The sequence below is a fragment of the Lutibacter sp. genome, assembly GCF_030692605.1.
GTDB lineage: Bacteria > Bacteroidota > Bacteroidia > Flavobacteriales > Flavobacteriaceae > Lutibacter.
Window position 1 is genome coordinate 1 of sequence record NZ_JAUYUD010000055.1, and the last position, 17,601, is coordinate 17,601.

Annotated in this window: 15 protein-coding genes and 1 pseudogene; 14 read left to right on the top strand and 2 right to left on the bottom strand. The window is 35.8% G+C overall.

Annotation, left to right across the window (positions count from 1 at the left end; all coding sequences use genetic code 11):
- Together Q8S45_RS05210 and Q8S45_RS05215 are read left to right on the top strand one after the other, a co-directional pair.
- A pseudogene (locus Q8S45_RS05210) lies at window positions 1-227 on the top strand (hypothetical protein); the annotation flags it as partial.
- Between the two features lie 88 nt (window positions 228-315).
- Window positions 316-1,767, top strand: coding sequence for an IS1182 family transposase (locus tag Q8S45_RS05215; RefSeq protein WP_305601884.1), 1,452 nt, complete (start codon window positions 316-318; stop codon window positions 1,765-1,767).
- A 370-nt stretch (window positions 1,768-2,137) separates the two neighbouring features.
- Here the strand turns inward: Q8S45_RS05215 and Q8S45_RS05220 are convergent, their stop codons facing one another.
- Together Q8S45_RS05220 and Q8S45_RS05225 are read right to left on the bottom strand one after the other, a co-directional pair.
- Entirely contained in the window at window positions 2,138-2,776 is a 639-nt protein-coding gene (locus Q8S45_RS05220; protein ID WP_305601886.1) for a response regulator transcription factor, read from the bottom strand.
- Window positions 2,777-4,729, bottom strand: a complete 1,953-nt coding sequence (locus tag Q8S45_RS05225) for a tetratricopeptide repeat-containing sensor histidine kinase (protein WP_305601888.1) — start codon at window positions 4,727-4,729, stop codon at window positions 2,777-2,779. It lies immediately after the preceding gene.
- 201 nt (window positions 4,730-4,930) lie between these two features.
- Here Q8S45_RS05225 and Q8S45_RS05230 point away from each other — a divergent pair, with 201 nt between their 5' ends.
- The 12 genes from Q8S45_RS05230 (at window position 4,931) to Q8S45_RS05285 (ending at window position 17,253) form a co-directional block, all read left to right on the top strand.
- Window positions 4,931-5,587, top strand: a complete 657-nt coding sequence (locus tag Q8S45_RS05230) for a hypothetical protein (RefSeq protein ID WP_305601890.1) — start codon at window positions 4,931-4,933, stop codon at window positions 5,585-5,587.
- Between the two features lie 118 nt (window positions 5,588-5,705).
- Window positions 5,706-6,164 carry a DUF4920 domain-containing protein gene (locus Q8S45_RS05235; RefSeq protein WP_305601892.1) on the top strand — a complete coding sequence of 153 codons (459 nt, stop codon included), beginning with the start codon at window positions 5,706-5,708 and terminating at the stop codon, window positions 6,162-6,164.
- Window positions 6,165-6,290: 126 nt separating this feature from the next.
- The gene (locus Q8S45_RS05240) at window positions 6,291-6,716 is read left to right on the top strand and encodes a hypothetical protein (RefSeq protein ID WP_305601894.1); all 426 of its coding nucleotides are present in this window, start codon (window positions 6,291-6,293) and stop codon (window positions 6,714-6,716) included.
- 20 nt (window positions 6,717-6,736) lie between these two features.
- Window positions 6,737-8,971, top strand: a complete 2,235-nt coding sequence (locus Q8S45_RS05245) for a tetratricopeptide repeat protein (protein ID WP_305601896.1) — start codon at window positions 6,737-6,739, stop codon at window positions 8,969-8,971.
- 245 nt (window positions 8,972-9,216) lie between these two features.
- Window positions 9,217-10,419, top strand: a complete 1,203-nt coding sequence (locus Q8S45_RS05250) for a hypothetical protein (RefSeq protein WP_305601898.1) — start codon at window positions 9,217-9,219, stop codon at window positions 10,417-10,419.
- A 210-nt stretch (window positions 10,420-10,629) separates the two neighbouring features.
- The gene (locus Q8S45_RS05255) at window positions 10,630-11,736 is read left to right on the top strand and encodes a hypothetical protein (RefSeq protein WP_305601900.1); all 1,107 of its coding nucleotides are present in this window, start codon (window positions 10,630-10,632) and stop codon (window positions 11,734-11,736) included.
- Between the two features lie 28 nt (window positions 11,737-11,764).
- Window positions 11,765-13,387 carry a hypothetical protein gene (locus Q8S45_RS05260; RefSeq protein ID WP_305601902.1) on the top strand — a complete coding sequence of 541 codons (1,623 nt, stop codon included), beginning with the start codon at window positions 11,765-11,767 and terminating at the stop codon, window positions 13,385-13,387.
- 78 nt (window positions 13,388-13,465) lie between these two features.
- Window positions 13,466-14,866 carry a hypothetical protein gene (locus Q8S45_RS05265; RefSeq protein WP_305601904.1) on the top strand — a complete coding sequence of 467 codons (1,401 nt, stop codon included), beginning with the start codon at window positions 13,466-13,468 and terminating at the stop codon, window positions 14,864-14,866.
- 65 nt (window positions 14,867-14,931) lie between these two features.
- Entirely contained in the window at window positions 14,932-15,423 is a 492-nt protein-coding gene (locus Q8S45_RS05270) for a type VI secretion system tube protein Hcp (RefSeq protein WP_305601906.1), read from the top strand.
- Between the two features lie 84 nt (window positions 15,424-15,507).
- Window positions 15,508-15,882, top strand: coding sequence for a DUF4870 domain-containing protein (locus tag Q8S45_RS05275; RefSeq protein WP_305601908.1), 375 nt, complete (start codon window positions 15,508-15,510; stop codon window positions 15,880-15,882).
- A gap of 42 nt (window positions 15,883-15,924) precedes the next feature.
- On the top strand, window positions 15,925-16,737 hold the full coding sequence (locus Q8S45_RS05280) for a M48 family metallopeptidase (RefSeq protein WP_305601909.1): 813 nt from the start codon (window positions 15,925-15,927) through the stop codon (window positions 16,735-16,737).
- A 24-nt stretch (window positions 16,738-16,761) separates the two neighbouring features.
- Window positions 16,762-17,253: a hypothetical protein gene (locus Q8S45_RS05285; protein ID WP_305601910.1), complete on the top strand. Its 492-nt coding sequence runs from the start codon at window positions 16,762-16,764 to the stop codon at window positions 17,251-17,253.
- Window positions 17,254-17,601 lie beyond the last annotated feature (348 nt).

Consider the following 17,601-nt stretch of genomic DNA (forward strand, 5'->3'; position numbering starts at 1 on the left):
AAACACAGTGCATCTCTAAAGGAAAAGAACACAAAAAATTTGAATTTGGCAATAAAGCATCTTTTGTTTACACCCAAAATACAGGTGTGATTGTTGGAGCAATGGGTTTTAGAAATGAGTTTGATGGCCATATCTTGGAACTAGCATTGGAACAAACAGAAAGACTCGTTGGAAAAGCTCCAAAAAAAGCCGCAGTTGACCGGAGGGCACTGAAAAAGTCATTTTAAGACTAAAATTTTAATAAAAAAGGAGTAGAAACGCAAGTTTATCTACTCTTTTTTTTGTATATTGTAACGGTCTAAACACCTAATATAGATGCTGTTACAACAAAAAATAATTCAATTTAGTGAGTATAGTTCACTCTATGATTTGATTGTTCCAAAGGCGAATTTTCTCAGAAAGATTAATGACCTGATTGATTTTTCCTTTGTTTACGATGAATTAATAAATAAATATTGCCACAATAATGGCCGTACAGCAGAAAGTCCAATTTGGGTGTTTAAGTACTTGTTATTGAAAACGATTTATAGTGTTTCAGATGTTGATGTGGTGGAGCGTTCACGATTTGATATGTCGTTCAAATATTTTTTGGATATGTCACCCGAAGATGATGTAATCAATCCAAGTTCACTCACAAAATTTAGAAAGTTAAGGTTAAAAGACACTGACTTATTGAACCTGCTGATAAGTAAAACCGTATCAATTGCTATTGAAAAAGGAGTAATCCGTTCTAAATCTATTATTTTAGATGCTACCCATACGCTATCGAGATCTAATCCGTTTTCAACAATCGAAGTCTTAAGAGAACGCTCAAAGCAACTTCGCAAAACTGTTTATAAGTACGACCAAGACTGGAAGGAACGTATGCCGAAAAAGAATATTGACAATGATTTAGAAAAAGAGCTAACTTATAGTAAAGAATTGGAAAGAATTGTTGAAAAGGAACAATCCATCAGCTCAATTCCTGCGGTACAAGAAAAATTAAACGTTCTAAAAGAAACCATTGAAGATGTTCAAGAAAATATCACATTATCAAAAGATCAGGATGCCAAAATAGGCCATAAATCCGCAGATAGTTCTTTCTTTGGTTACAAGACACACTTAGCCATGACTGAAGAGCGCATAATAACGGCAGCAGTGGTGACATCGGGTGAAAAAGGAGACGGGCCAGAGCTTCCAAAGCTTTTAGAAATTAGTCAACAAAACGGTATAGACGTTGACACAATCATAGGCGATGCCGCCTACTCAGGAAAAGAAAACATCAAACTAACCCGTAAGCAAGACATTAAAATAGTAGCTAAACTCAATCCATCAATTACGCAAGGTTTTAGAAAAAACGAAGACATATTTGATTACAATAAGGATGCAGACATGTTTATGTGTCCAGCAGGTCACATCACAATACGAAAGGCACGACAAGGGCAAAAGAATGTTGGAACAAACCAAGTTGACACGTACTATTTTGATGTTGAAAAGTGTAAAACTTGCCCTCTTAGAAACGGCTGTTATAAGCAGGGAGCAAAGACCAAAACTTACTCTGTATCCATAAAATCAGATCTTCACAAAGAGCAAATTGCTTTTCAAGAAACAGAATACTTCAAAGAGAAGGCGAAACATCGCTATAAAATAGAAGCGAAAAATGGCGAATTAAAAAATGTACATGGCTATGGTCGGGCAAAATCATACGGCATAAACAATATGCAAATGCAAAGTGCAATGTCGATTTTTGCTGTAAATCTTAAGAGAATCCTTAAATGGAGTGTGTAAACCTCAAAAAACATAAAAATAGTCAAATATTTTAGCCATACAGCCATTTTTGAATGGTATTGGCAAAAAGAACACATTGAGAAACAGAAATAAAAAAGCGACTAAGTCAAAGTTACCTTTAACTTAATCGCTTTCATAGACCTTGCTTAATTTAGATGAGTTTTTTCAGTGGCCTTCAAATTGTTTCGGCTTTTTTCGTACAAAAGGCGGGTTCCGATAGCTATCGGAATGAACCCGCATAAAAGTGACTTTGTAGTGGATGAAATAATAAAATAATTGATTGTAAAAACGCTTAAAAAGAATAAAAAGAATTTCAGAAAATGTTCTCTCATTGTCAAAACTCTAATGAATTTATTGCATTTATGTTATGTTAATTTTTAGGTTTAATAAAAGGTATCAATTGAATTTGGGCTGCCATTCTAATTAAAGATGCGGTATTTTTAACTTCAAATTTAGCCAATAGGTTTTTCCTGTGCGTATCTACCGTTGTTGTGCTGATAAAAAGTTTTATGGCAATCTCATTGTTTGTCAAACCATCTGCAATAAGCAAAAGAACTTCCATTTCCCTTCTTGTAATAATGGGGACTTTGGAATCTTCATTTTTTTGCACTGTTAATTCAACTTCATCACTTAAAAATATTTCTCCCTCAATGACAGTTTTTATGGCATATACCAATTCCTCACGTGTCGCATTTTTTAGTAAATAGCCAGAAGCTCCGTTGTCAAGCATTTTTTGGATAAAGCTCTGTTGGTTAAACGAGCTAAGACCGATAATATGAATACTTGGGTATTTCATTTTTACCTCTTTACACAAATCAATCCCGCTCATATCGGGAAGGTTTATATCCATTAATATCACATCTGGCTGTTGCTGTTGCAAGAAAGCCAGGCAAGAGGCTGCATTCATGGCATGCCCCATCCACTCGATACTTTTTTCATTTTGAAGTAAAGATCGAATGCCTTCTATCACCATATAGTGGTCGTCTACAATAAAAACTTTTATAACCATTTAAATATCAACTTCAATTTGAACAGATGTGCCATTACCCAGTTGCGAATTGACATCAAGCTTGCCTTTTAAAAAATCGACACGGTGTTTGATGTTTACCCAGCCCATTCCTTTTGACCAATCTAAAATTTTGGTGTCAAACCCTTTACCGTCATCTTCTACGGTTATAGCCAACAAATTGCCGGATTTTGTAACCTGTACAATGGCAGTTTTTGCAGAAGCATGTTTTAAGGTATTGCTAATCAATTCTTGAATAATACGGTAGATGGTTATCGCTGTTGTTTGTTCTAATGTTACATTCTCTAGACCAATAGATTGATATGAAATTTTCAACGCACCTGAATTATTTATTTCATTACAAAAATCTTTCAATGCTGTATCCAATCCAAATTTCACTAATGCTTCGGGCATCATATTATGTGCCACACGCCGCATTTCTTTTATGGAGCTGTCCAGCATATCCATGCTGCGTTCAAAAGCCTGTGTGTTTTCAGGCGTCATGATTAAATTTCCTTTCATGCCATTAAATGAAAATTTTATTCCTGATAACATCCCTCCCAAACCGTCATGCAAATCTTTGGCTATTCTTGTCCGTTCCTGTTCTTCCCCTTTTAATACTGCTTCAGTGGCAATTAATTGTTGCTGGGTTTCCAATTCGTTGATGCGTTGTTGCTGAAGTTTTTGTTTTTGTTTATAGTTGCGGTATGACAGAAGAGAGATAATTAATAGTGTAACACCGCCCCCAATCAGTATGTGGTTTAAAATATTTTTTTGGTGTAAAGACAACTGATGAAGTTTCTTTTCTGTTTCAAGTTGTTTGATACGAGTTTCTTTTTGTCCAAACTGGTATTTTTTTTCCAGATTTAGTGCGTTTTTTTGAATAGTTTCGTTTAATAAGCTGTCTTGTAGTAATTTGCTTTGTTGTGAATATGCAAATCCTGTTTTTATGTCCTGTAGGCTGAATGAAATATTTGCAAGGTTGTTTAACATTTTTGACTTTTCAGGCAAAAGGTTGTAACTTTCTGTAATAGCAAGAGCATCCAGACCAAACTTTTTCGCAAGATTGAACTGTTTTGTAAATTGATAATACATTGAAATGCCCCTTAGCGCAATAGCTTCACCCTCATATGCTTTCAGTTTTCTGTTGAGTTGTAATGCCATGTCATAATTTTCTTTCATCCTGTCGTAATTCCCAAAATTCATATAGGCATCACCAAGGTTCAGCATTTGGTTAGCCTCCATATTTATATCATTCTCTTTCCTTCCTATGACCAAAGCTTCCTTAAAAAGCGGAATGGCTTTGCCAAATTGTTTTTTAAAGGCATAATTAGCTCCAAGGTTATTTAAAGCAACCCCTAAATTGTTTGGCAAGCTTAATTCCCTATACATCTTTACCGATAGCTCACCATAGGTAATTGCCTTGCTGTATTGGTGCAAATCCATGTATAAAACCTGAAGCAAATCATTTATCAAGGCTTCTTTATCCGGTTGATTTATTTTGGCAAAGAGTTTTTGGCCTTCCAGATAATAAGTGACAGCTTTTTCATAATTACCTAATGCTCGGTAAGAAGTGCCAGTATTGAATAATGTCTTGGCAAGATAAACGCTGTCTTTGATTTGTCTGGAAAGTTCTACCGATTTCAAATTGTAGTACAACGATGAATCATACAAACCTTGTTGGTTAAGCACAAACGTATAATTGGCAATAAACTTAATGATACCGAGAGGATAGTCGATTTTTTTGCTAAGTTTCCACGCTTTACGATAATATGCTTTGGCTACTTCAGGTTCATTGGATTCATACTGTTGCCCAATATTAATGTATAACAAAACAGCGTTGGTATCATCCTTTACAGCAGGCAATAGCTTCAATAAACTGTCCTTATTCATTAAAGTTTGTGCCTGTAATACACTACTCAGAATTAATAAAAATAAACATACAGTCTTTCTCATACAGTAAAAATAATTCTTTTCATCTATCTTACAAATAAAAGAAATAGAAAGCTCAAATCAACTCCCCTTTTTCCACGATTTTTTGGTTTTTACATAAAATCCTGTTTTTAGGGGATTGTTTTGTTTTGCTTTAAATCAGACTTTTACATTAACAATGTTACAAAAAAAAACAAAACCTTGTAATAATTAAAACAAATAAACATGAAAAAGTTACTATTACTTACTCTTCTAAGTGTATTTGTGATGGGCAGTTTACAGGCACAATTAAAAGTATATAAAAAACCTATAAAAAACACTCAAAATTTGCAAATATTGAATCAAGATCCGCCACCACCTCCGCCTCCAACAACCAATAAAACGGAAGCGCCGATAACAAAATCGGAGGTGTCCACCAGTGAATATACTTTAACTTCTGCAAGAGTTAATATCAGAACAGGCAATGATAATAAAGAATTTCCTTCGGAAGTATATTTTCAGCTTTCCAACGGCGTTGCCTTCATTATGCAACAACGAGGAGAAAACATGAGAAATGAGATGAAAATAAACTCTAATACTGAGTTTGGATTAGAAAAGATCAGCACTAAACCAGAAGATTTTACACTGGAATCCATGAAAAAGAAGGGAATAGAATTAAGGGTCGTTTATTTTCCTGATTTTATTTCGAATGCCTGGAAAATTGAAGGTGTAAATATTACGCTGGAATTTAAAGACCAGAATGGAACTCTCCATCCAACACTTGGCAGTAAAACAATTGTATTCAACAATGCATCCGGCTTTCTTGATACTTTCAACAAAACTCTTTTGTGCAAGACGGATGGCGAATTAAATCCAACCACATCATCAATTAAACCGCAATAAAAAATAACATCAAATTAAAAATTGATTTTAAGCAAAATAAACCCTGTTTTTAAAGGATTGTTAATTGTTATTTTGAATCATCATTTTAAACCATTTTTAAACATAAAAAACATACATTATGAAAAAGTTACTATTTATTCTGCCAGTCTTTTTTTTCAGCCTAACGGTGAATGCCCAGCAAACCGAAGACGACATCTATGTGGGCAAAAGTAAAACGTATGGAAACTATAAAGGAGTCGATATCATTAATGTCAACTCCAAACCCCTGCTTGGTTTGGACAGAAATGTAAAACAAATTAAAGGCCAATCAAACATAACCGGCACAGTGATAAAAGTTGATTGGTGTGAAGAAGATTGTTTGACAATGTGGGTGCAAAAAGATGACGGAACCACAATAGCTGTTGGAACAAAAGATTATGGTTTTGCCGTTCCTAAAGATATCGTGGGAAAAAGAATTAATGTAGAGGGGATAGAACCCGCTAAGCTTATTCGTGAAAGAAAAACTATGAAAAAAGAATATCAGAAAGATATTCAATTTGTGGCAACTGGCGTGAAACTTTTTGACAAAAAAGAGTAAAAATTCATTGGGAATACCCAAAACGTAGTAGAGCCTATAAAAAACCGATCAGAAAAATGACTATTGTTTACTTCTAACTCACTGATGATGAAAAAATATATTCTTGTATCTATACTGCTTCTTGTAATGGGGTCGGTTTTTGCGCAAACCAAGTCAAAAACAACAGTAGTGCAATCGGTGCCAAAATTAACAAGGCTAATAGCCGACACTGGGTTGCCCTATAAAAAGGTTAACGACAGTTTAATGGTTATCCCTTTCGAAGGAGAAAACATTGCCACCTACAATGTGGTTGTTCAAAAAATAAACGACTTATATATTGTTTACACCAACCTTACAGAAGCACTATCAGGAAAGATTGATGATACAAAATACAAATTCCTGTTGCAGCAGAATGATTATTTTGATGTTGTAAAAATTGGAATGAGTGCGGACGACAATACAGTTTATGTGAGAGCTGATGTTTATATAGTTGGCATAACAACAGCCCTGCTGACCAGAATTATTAAACAGGTGGCCAATGTTACCAATATTATTGTGGGAGATTTAAAGTAAATGCGTAAAATAAACTTAAAATGAAAAAATATCTTTTAACGTCTGTCCTTATAATGCTAATGGTTATGTCTTATAGTCAGAAAAAACAAAACAAAAGTGAGAAACCTCCAACTCAGAATGAAATGCAGGATATGATGGAAGAAATGCAGAAAGCAATGCATGATATGAGCCCGGAAGATAAAAAGATGATGGACAGTATGGGCATTAAAATGCCTTCTGACAAAAAGTTAATGAATCAGTACGATTTTGCAAATCAGAATACAACTAAACAACAAAAGAATGCTCTGTCAGGAATTGAAACAATTCCGGTTAAAGATGCTGCACGAATTGCCAGAATACCAAAAACGATATTAAATGATGAACAGTTATTGGTTTTTCTCAAAAATGTTTATACAACTGTGTCCAAAAAAATCAGTCCTGCATCAAAAAAAATAGCCGAAGATGCATATCAATCCATTAAGAAAAAATATAAAGAAACAATTTATGTTGCTAATGCAGCCAATGGCTTGTGGATATATGGAGAGCCAGAAGCAGCCATTGAACTTATGGGTCGGGCAGTATTGGAAAACACTTCAGATCCTGACAACCTTAATAATTACGCAAGCTTTTTAACGATGAACGGAGGTGAACATCTTGCCTTACCAATTTTACAAAAACTAAACCAACGTTATCCAGGCAACAGTACAATTCTTAATAATATTGGTCAGGCATGGTTCGGCCTAGGCGATATGGAAAAATCTGAAAATTACTTAGACAGCGTTATTCGTATTTTTTCTATTCATTCGGAAGCCAATTATACAAAATGTATTATTCAAGAATCAAAGGGGAATAAAAAAGAAGCAATCAGTTGCATAAAGAGATCAATTAAAGGAGCTTACAGCGACGTAAAAATAATAAAACTGCAAAAATTAGGAGGAAAACTTCAATCGGGGGATATTCGCTGGAATATGCCAAAGTCCCAAGATGCACTTGGGCTTGATAAAATGCTGGCCAATCGTCCTGATTTTTATTATTCAAAATCTCAAAGAGAAGAACTATTTCCAAAATGGGAGGAATTTGAGAAAGGATGCAATCTCCTTTTTGAAAAATATATGCCCCATACAAATGAAAACGAAATTATTGCTTCACAGACAAAAATGATGAACGATTTTCGTTCCGGTAAAATTCCGAACTTTAACTTTATCATGGATAAAGCACTCGAATTACAAAAAATTGTAATTACCGATAAAGAAGAGTTTCATAACAAAATGGAGAAAAAATCTGCCTATCTCCATGATTCAATAATGAATGTGAGTAATAACCTAGTGGAAAAGGTGATAGAAATTAACGAAAAATGGGAAAAAAAGTTTAGGGATGAAATCCGTGCAAACCCACCCTCAGGCAGAAATGAGGCTGAGCAGTCTGCAAAAGAGTACGAAATTCATGCCCGATTTATGGAAAAGGCTTGCCAGGAATCAAAACCATTAGTTAATGCCTTTTATGAAACATATAATAAAAAAAACTACAACCTTAGTGTTGAATGGATAAGCCGGATGAAATATTTCACAAACGAGATTATATATTATTTGAGATACAGTTCTCCAACCGAAGAAGATTATCAAAAATCAAAGAATTTACACCTTATAGAATTCCTTTCCTGTATTTCCGGAAAACTTCCGTTTTTTACTACACCAGTTGATTTTCAATTTAGCTGCATGGCCTGCAGGGAAATAGCCAGTAATAGCGGGATATGCGAGGATGATCCGGAAGTTGAAACCCACTTTCAAGCACTTTCTGATTTTGAAATCATTCATTGTGATAGTCATATCAAAATATGGACACCAGTTGCTGTAGCTAGATGGGATTGCAACATTCAATCAGTTGAAATGGATGTTGGTATTTTAAAGTTAAATCATTTAGAAAACTTTATTGACGGCCAAACAATTAGTGCCACTGCAGAGTTTGGTATTTATAAAAGTATTGGTTCAAGAGAATTAGGTCCAATGAAAGCTGAATTGAAAGCCGGAGGTGGAGGTTTTATTCAATGGGGACCCAAGGGTGTCACTGACTTTGGTCTGATTGCAGGAGTAAAAGCTGAAGCAGGGCTTGTTGATGGACTTAACCCATACGGCGGGCTAGATCCTGGAGGGTATGATGTTATGATAAAACCTGGAGAGCCATCAGACGTAGTGCTAGGTGTTGAGGCACGAATAGGATGGAATTCGGGACCTTCCTTGCATGGACAGGGAATATTTTCGGGATTGTGGGTTTATTAAACCCAAATCTGTTTTCGAAGTTGCTTTTGGAGAAATTGAATGGAGGGAGAATGTAGTTAAAGAATAGTTGAAATATAAAGACAAATTTTTATTCCTAGACAAATACTTTTCATTGACTAGTAAGAATATCTGAACGAATGGAAATAGAAAAAACGGTTTGCAAAATATAATCAACAATAGATTAGAGGCAATAAGAAAACTAAAAAATTTTATCAAAGGATTATTTGATTAATAAAACACACATTATGAAATATTTATTACTGGGATTATATCTCATAAGTTTTGCAGTTGCAGTTGCACAAGATAATGAAGAATGTATAAACAGGGTTTTAAGTAAGAAAGGCACATGGGGCCAGTCTAAAAATCCTGTGTCTATAGCAGGTACTGATCTGATCATTCAAAAAAAAATTCTTGAAACAGTGCATAATATGATGCTGACAAGGTTTGCACCAATGGGTGTGAATCCTGAGTTCGCTTATGTCCAACCACCTGCTCAAATAAATGATCCTGTCAATTCCTATAGTTACTTAATCAAAGCCCACCACTATTTATGTTCCGGTGAACAGCTTACATTCCCATCCCCATTTGCTATTTCGCTAAATATTTCATTTAACCAGTTTTCTGAAACGCCGCTCTATGAAACATCCGATGATTATTTATTAGCTGGTTATTTCGATCTCCGGCATGGTTTACCTCTTGAAATAAAGCCCGGCATCTGGCAATTTCCTGACGATCCTGAAGCTATAGGTCATCACGAAATCGGCAACAGTAAACTATGGCTGATAAGTTTTGATGGCAAAGTACCATGGATTTATGTTACCCGTCGTGAATTCCTTGTAAAAAGAAAAAGCAATCTGCAACATCAACTTTCAGATGAAGAACCAAGACTCAAAGAACAATTGGGAAAATGGGAAATGGAAAAAAAATTTAAGGAACAGGAATTAAAAAATGATGCTAACCGTCTTTCAAAATATATAGACAACACATATAAGCCAGGTATTGAAAGAGAAAATCAAAACTATAAAAGGGCAACAGAAGAATTAAGAAAAGCAATTGAACGGGTAGATGATCAACTGGCAGATCCGGCTTCCGAACTGAACAAAAGAGCTATCGTAATAAGAAATCAAAAAAACTCCAATTATTACGATTTCACAGATAAGGCAGAACCGTTTGCTGAAATACTTACCAAACCCAATCCGGCATATTTCAATAAAGGATTACAACACTCTGTACCGCAATTTATCAGTATTGAAATTATTTATTATGATAAAAATAAAGTGGCAAGCAAAGTAGCGGAGAATATGAGCAATGCGATTGATCTCGATTTTTTAAAATCTTTTATTGGTAAAACTGCCCCTGGCGCCCCGGCATCGAAACCGAATGCCGTACAAAAAGAAGCTGAGGTTAAAGAAGAAACTTTACTGCAAAAACCCGGCACCTGGAAATAATACAGTGGTGGTACTTCAGGAGTATCAGCAACAGATCTTGCAAAAGAAAAGAAAAGAAAGTAGTAGCTGCGCTACATACAATGATAAAGTCAAAATATTCGCCAATAGATGCAAAGATTTCTATAAATGCTGGTTTTACAGTAGAGAGTAAATATTTAGGAAAGCCCTCTAAAGAAAAGAATAAAAAATAAAATTTTTAATAAATCCGATATGAAAAAATATATTCTTTCTATTTTATGCATTGCAGTCATAGCAATTTCATCTGCAGCACAGGAATGTGATGAAGAATTCCTACTCCAAAAACCCGGCACCTGGAAAGAAAGCAGCGGTGTTTTAGCCGGGATAGCTGCAGGCGACCTTGCAAGAGAAAAAAAAATAGTTGCATCAATACACACTATGATCAAATCAAAGTATACGCCAATGGGTGTGACTATTAAATTTAATGGTGGTTATGGCAGGCCAGAATCAAACATGCCGGGCAATGGATATTCTTATAGTATCTTGGCGTTAAACTATTACTGCGATGGCAATAATTTTAAAACAGCCCATGAGACTTCAACCGCTTTTTTGATTAACGCAAATTTTTATGATGCTGAAATTTACGATACTGCCCAGGGAGACAGATTATTAGCCGAAGGATTCAACGTTATTTATGATATGCCAATTGTAAAAGATGGATACTGGTATTTTAAGGAAATAGATGCCGGCCTTGGTTTTGGTATGACAGGAAAATCCAGAGCATGGCTTATTACATATGATGGTAAACTTCCTTTTGCTTATGTAACAAAAAAAGAATTTTTAGAAAAAAGGAAGAAGGCATTAGCAGTACAAATGTTTGAAGCTGCAGCAGCATATAAAGATGTACTTAAAAATATAGAAATAGAAAAAGGTTACAAAGAAGTAGAGTATAAAAACGATCCGGAAAAATTAAAAAAGTATATGAAGATGGATTACCTGGATTCCAAAGCCAAGCTTGAAAAACTGGTAGCTGATAATGAAAAAGAATTCAAACCTGCCTTTGATAAAATTGAAGAGCAGCTAAAATTACCTATTGAGGAATTAAATCAACAGGCAATTGTGAAAGATGACCCTAATGACCATTTATCTTACTTGTTTACTGACGATGACGATCCTTTCGGGAAAATCCTTATCAAACCAAATCCAGGCTATTTCAATAAAAAATTACCCCATTCATCTCCTCAGTTCTTTTGGGTAAATGTAATATGGGACCACAATGCGCCAATAGCAACAAAGTTTAGAACAGATATTATGAAAGCTGTTGATTTTACATTGTTAAAGAATATGCTGGGGAAATAGAATTATTATTAATTTAAAATGAAAAAAAATGAAAAAAATATTTTTGTTCTTCATTCTCGCAATATTAGTAACCGGGTTACAGGCACAGCAAAAAGCAAAAACGATCAATAATCCTCTTCCTAAAGGGACTTTACTTTCTGGAATTTATAGTGCCCCGGGCGGTACTGCCATTATTTTGCAAAATAATGGCAAAGCCGACCTGACGCTTATCGCAAAAAAAGAAACCGGAAATAATTTTAGTACCAATACCTTCCACTTTCCAACCTCACTTTTGGATAGCACAAAATTTAAAATAGCACTAAAAAAAATACCGATTGGGCAAACGGCCAACATTTATGCCGGTGCTGAAGGTAAAATGCCCCGGGACAAAAACATATTAAGAGTGGGTTGTGATTTTACTTACGACCATATCAGCCGCAGTACAAATGACAAATCGTTCAGCACTTTTTACGACGGTAGCGATGCAGCAGTTGGCGGCAACAATGGAGAAGAAGGACGTTACGTTACCTTTGTAACTACTGCTGTTGGGCTTAATGGTTCTACAGGAAAACATCGCCAGATTTTTTGGAGGGATCGCAATACCGGCATCACCAAATTAATTAGCGCATCACCTAACGGCGAAGAAGGCAATGGAGATTGTTATTCCCCGGCAATTTCCGGCGATGGAAAATCAGTTGCGTTTGAATCCTACTCCAGTAATTTAGTGCAGAGCGATAAAAACGGTTTTCGTGATATTTTTATTTGGCAATCCGGCACCAATAAAATTGAAACGGTGAGTATTGGCACTGGTGGTGCAGAAACAAATGCAGAGAGTTATGAACCTTCAGTTTCGGGTGATGGAAACTTCATTGCCTTTACTTCAATGGCCAGTAATATTTCAGCAACCGAAAAAGGCACATCCAACAATAATGTTTTTTTGCGTGATATGAAATTAGGAAGCACAATTATGATTAGCATAGACCCAATTGCAAAAAAAGGCGGCGGTGGTTCCAAACCTTCCATTTCTTATGATGGAACGCGAATTGCCTTTTATTCTCATACGGCTACTTTAGTTACTAATGACAATAATGGACTTTGGGATATTTTTTTATGGGAGAAAAATATTTCGAAATTTAAACGGATAAGCCTTACTGCCGACGGTAAGGAACGCAACCAGGGCACTGAAAGCGCCAACCGGATTGTGGCTCCTGCAATCTCCGGCGATGGTCGTTATATTGCTTTTACCACTACTGCCACCAACATGGTGCCCGGTAATATAAACGGTTACCAGGATGTGTATGTTTACGATATTAATACTGGCAAAACAGTCATAGCAAGTAATGGAGCTAACGGAATCTCCGGCAATGCCGATAGTCCCATTGAGCAGGGTGAAAAAATTGCCATTTCATTTGATGGTAAATGGGTGGCTTTTTCAACTAAAGCATCCAATTTAGGAGTCCCAGCTTCCAATATTGTAATGCACAATATGTCAACAGGAGAAAATCGTGCTGTTTCAAATGTAACCGGCAGTAGTGTCGGCCGCCCAACCATATCATATTCTGGTGGTTATGTTGTATTTGGTATAGGAGCTAAATTGGACAGCAGATTTGGATCATCCGGAATTTTTGCCAACTATACGGGTGTTGGTCTTTGCCGTTCCTGTCCGCAATAGCAAGACAGAAAAATAGAATGCTTAACGCATTTCAGGCTGGAATAAAATAGAATTTTTTATGTAATAAATAAAATATAAATGAAAAAAATATTCTTACTCTGTTTTCTCGGTTTTTCTATAGCTACTCTGCTAAGCCCTACCGAAGTATTTGCCCAAAAAGAAACGTTTGACCTAACCTCTTACGAAGTACCTAAAAACTGGGGAAAAGAGATAAATAAAAATGTAACTACCTACAGCTTTGTAGATAAGAAAAAAAAGACATGGTGCCAGATTGGTATTTATAAAAGCACCATCAGCAAAGGAAGCATAGAGCAGGATTTTGATAGCGAGTGGGAAGAGTTAATTAAAAAGCCAAATAATAAAGAACCACAGGATCCCGGAAATGCAGTAAAGGAAATCGGAGACTGGAAAATAAAAACAGGCCGGGGCAAATTTACTTTTAATAATAGCAATCCGATTGCTTTGCTAACTACCATGAGTGGTTATAACCGCTGTGTCAGTATTGTGGCTATTACCAACAGCCTGGACTATATGCCTGCCATAGAACAGCTTTTAGCATCGGTTGAAATGAAGAATCTTTCAACAGATAACCAGGTAAATCAACCTGCCGTACAACCAGTATTGCAACCAACCATTCAACCAACAGGAAATAGTAAGTTCGCATTTACCACCACCAATTTTGATGACGGTTGGGTTGCTACAGAACAGGAAGATTGGGTACAGGTAACAAAAGGCAATACTGTTGCTTTAATTCATTATGCACAACCAAACATCAGGGACTTTAATAACCTCGATGAAAAAACAGCATTTGTGTGGAATACAATTGTTGCACCACGCTATTCAAACTTATCCAATCTCTGGATAAGAAAAAGCTGGTGGGCTGATGGTGGATTTATGGATGCAAAATACTTTGCCGAAGCAGACCTGACAGAAAATGCAAGCGGTAAAAAAGTTCATGTTGCATTATACAGAAATGGCAACGGCGGCAAATGGATTGAAATCATTACACCAGATAAAGCAGGATTTCAAAATCAGTTTACAACAGTATATCAGCAGGACGGAACCAACTGGGATAAACTGTCTGTAATAGCTAATTATAACAAGTTTGCCGTTGCAGCCAATGACTTACCAGGAAACTGGAAATCATCCAGCGGTGCCGGAATAGAATATTATAATATTTATTCAGGAAACAGTATGGGTATGGCTTCTGCATCAAGCACCACTGAATTTATTTTTCAACCTGACGGATTATACACCAGTGTTTATAAAGGGGTAGATGGCTTTAATGGCAACAACCGATACGTTGGTGAAACTTGTAATGGTAAAGCCTTTGTAACAAATTGGGAAATGAAACTTACCAACCGTTTTAAAGGAGCCACAGAAACATTTTCCATACAATTTGAAACCGTTAAAGATGGTCGGATTTTACACATGTACAGGGGAACAATTGAAGAACTTCATCTATTTAAAATGAAATGATGAAGAATTTTTTTTTTTAATCATAACCATTAAATCAATTAAAAATGAAACTAATTATTTTGTTAATGTTGGCACTGCCAGTTATCATTCATTCACAAACAAAAACATTTATAAAACTAACTGACCCAAAGAATCAGCTAATTAAAGGCGAATCTGTGACAAAAGGTTTTGAAGGATGGATAATGCCCTTAACCACAGGTTCAAGTGGTAAAAATAATACCCAATATAGCTTTACTATGAATATCTCCATTGCTTCTGCTGATTTAAAAAGAGCAATGGCAAGTGGCGAATTATTGATGACCGGGCAGATAAACGTTATGAACAGTAGCTTCAGTGCCGGTGCGCCAAAACCTGTATATAATATTAAAATGGAAAAAATAAAAGTATTGACTTGTACAGAATCTTTGGGCTGTAACGGGGTAATGACTACTTCTGTTACACTGCAGGCAACAAGAATTGGGTGGACTTATTATCAAACCGATAGAACAGGAACTTTAGCAGTATCAAACAAATATGGCTATGATGCTGAAACCGGTACTGAATGGACAAACTTTTAAAAAAATACAGTCATAAATATAGTTTCAATTCCACATTTATTAAGATTTCATTAAATACAATTAACAAACAAAAAAACAATTAACATGCAAAACGAAAACAACACAAACACCGGTATGCAGCAAATGGATGGCAAAAGCATCGCCATCATCAGTTACCTTACCATTATAGGTTGGATAATTGCTTATGTAATGTATGGCAATAATAAAAGCCAGCTTGCAATCTATCACCTCAGGCAATCCCTATTCATTATGTTAATAGGATTTACTTTTTATATTGTACAAACGATGCTGTTATTTATTCCTTACCTGGGCTGGCTCGTATCACTGCTATTAATACCTGTAGGGTTGGTTTTATTTGTATTATGGATTATGGGACTGATTTCCGCCATTAATGGAGAAGAAAAACCCATACCAATTGTTGGTGAAAAAGTACAGCAGCTATTAAGCAGTATCAAGTAAGGCTGAATTAACTATACTTATTAAACTTTAAAAAAATAAAGGATGAAATATCCCCGGCTTATTTTTTATTCAGCAGCTTTGATACTGGCCATATCATCATGCAAAACAGTTCCGGTGACCGGACGCAAGCAATTAAACCTTGTTCCAAATGGTTTGATAACGACCATGTCTTTCTCTGCATACGATTCAGTCGTAAAAGCCAGCCCTACTCTTTCACAGTTTGATGCAAGGGCGCAAATGGTAACAAGAGTGGGAGCAAAAATTCAGCAGGCAGTAGAAACTTATATGCAGCAAAACAATATGAGTAAAGAATTGAAAAACTTCAAGTGGGAGTTTAATACCATTAATGAAGATATTGTAAATGCCTGGTGTATGCCCGGTGGCAAAGTGGTTGTTTATACGGGTTTGCTTCCTGTTTCAAAAACAGAAGAAGGTTTGGCCGTGGTAATGGGTCATGAAATAGCCCATGCAATAGCAAGACATGGTAATGAAAGAATGAGTGAAGCATTATTGATGGGCCTGGGCGGATTGGTTTTAGAAGAAGCCCTGAAAGAAAAGAAGCAGGAAACACAGATCCTTTTTCTGTCTCTGTATTCTATTGGCTCCACACTGGCCCTGGAACTGCCCAACAGCCGCATGCAGGAAAGTGAAGCCGATAAACTAGGATTGATATTTATGGGAATGGCCGGTTATAATCCCGAAGAAGCCGTTCCCTTCTGGCAACGAATGGCGGCAAAAAATAATGGAGCCAAACTACCGGAGTTTTTATCCACCCATCCTTCGGATGAAACAAGGATAAAAAAATTGAGTGCATTGATTCCGGAGATAAAAGAAAAGTATTATAAATCAAATTAATTCACACCACTAAAAACAAACAATATGAAAAAATTATCAATAATCCTGTTTTCTGTTTGCTGTATAATGTCATTTTCCTGTCAATACAGCAAAGGCGTAAAAATAGACCTGGCCACGGGACTATCCACAAGTTATAATGGCCTTACCATTGATGATATTTATCTGGCAGATGAAAATGGCAATAGATTAGGCGATAATAAAATTACCATGGGCAGTAAACTTGCAGTTGTAGCAACAGGAGTTGATTACTTTACGGAAAAAGACGGAAAAGTATTTCCGGGCTGCAGCATTTTACTGACTGATAAAACTGGTGAAGAAATCTTAAACCTGCCCGATGCATTTGCCGACATGGTAAACGGAACAACCGCATCCGAGGCCAAAATCCTGCAGGCATCACTCAATACCGGCGATCCCATGATAGTTGGAGAAACCTATCATTTATATGTCCGTTTTTATGACAAGAATAATAAAGAAAATGAAATAGTGGCCAATGTGGATTTGCTGATGAAAGAATAAAACAAAAGAAATGCAGGCTATTCCAAAATCACAAATTCTTACATGAATAAATATTTTGTTATGCCAATTGTGTTTTAAGTCGACTTTGGAAATTTTAAATTTATCCCAACCTGATAGCGCGGATTTATAATCCGTGCCGGTGATGAAAGTAAAGAAAACATTCCCTTTTTAATTAATGTTTTATCTCAAAAAAATCCGACAAAACAACTATTAACCTAGCGGTAATATATTCATAAAAAAGTTGTATATTTGTCCTATGGAAAAAGAAGATTTTAGGACAGTTGATGATACGATTAGAAGTTCGTATCGAAAAAAGGCAATTGCCTTAATAAAGAAAGGCGTAAAAAA

Excerpts from the sequence above, each read along its gene's own strand:
- Q8S45_RS05245 (WP_305601896.1), top strand. The coding sequence starts at position 6,737 with ATGAAAAAATATCTTTTAACGTCTGTCCTTATAATGCTAATGGTTATG.
- Q8S45_RS05220 (WP_305601886.1), bottom strand. The coding sequence starts at position 2,776 with ATGGTTATAAAAGTTTTTATTGTAGACGACCACTATATGGTGATAGAA.
- Q8S45_RS05280 (WP_305601909.1), top strand. The coding sequence starts at position 15,925 with ATGAAATATCCCCGGCTTATTTTTTATTCAGCAGCTTTGATACTGGCC.
- Q8S45_RS05265 (WP_305601904.1), top strand. The coding sequence starts at position 13,466 with ATGAAAAAAATATTCTTACTCTGTTTTCTCGGTTTTTCTATAGCTACT.
- Q8S45_RS05215 (WP_305601884.1), top strand. The coding sequence starts at position 316 with ATGCTGTTACAACAAAAAATAATTCAATTTAGTGAGTATAGTTCACTC.
- Q8S45_RS05235 (WP_305601892.1), top strand. The coding sequence starts at position 5,706 with ATGAAAAAGTTACTATTTATTCTGCCAGTCTTTTTTTTCAGCCTAACG.
- Q8S45_RS05225 (WP_305601888.1), bottom strand. The coding sequence starts at position 4,729 with ATGAGAAAGACTGTATGTTTATTTTTATTAATTCTGAGTAGTGTATTA.
- Q8S45_RS05250 (WP_305601898.1), top strand. The coding sequence starts at position 9,217 with ATGAAATATTTATTACTGGGATTATATCTCATAAGTTTTGCAGTTGCA.
- Q8S45_RS05230 (WP_305601890.1), top strand. The coding sequence starts at position 4,931 with ATGAAAAAGTTACTATTACTTACTCTTCTAAGTGTATTTGTGATGGGC.
- Q8S45_RS05255 (WP_305601900.1), top strand. The coding sequence starts at position 10,630 with ATGAAAAAATATATTCTTTCTATTTTATGCATTGCAGTCATAGCAATT.
- Q8S45_RS05260 (WP_305601902.1), top strand. The coding sequence starts at position 11,765 with ATGAAAAAAATATTTTTGTTCTTCATTCTCGCAATATTAGTAACCGGG.
- Q8S45_RS05240 (WP_305601894.1), top strand. The coding sequence starts at position 6,291 with ATGGGGTCGGTTTTTGCGCAAACCAAGTCAAAAACAACAGTAGTGCAA.
- Q8S45_RS05275 (WP_305601908.1), top strand. The coding sequence starts at position 15,508 with ATGCAAAACGAAAACAACACAAACACCGGTATGCAGCAAATGGATGGC.
- Q8S45_RS05285 (WP_305601910.1), top strand. The coding sequence starts at position 16,762 with ATGAAAAAATTATCAATAATCCTGTTTTCTGTTTGCTGTATAATGTCA.
- Q8S45_RS05270 (WP_305601906.1), top strand. The coding sequence starts at position 14,932 with ATGTTGGCACTGCCAGTTATCATTCATTCACAAACAAAAACATTTATA.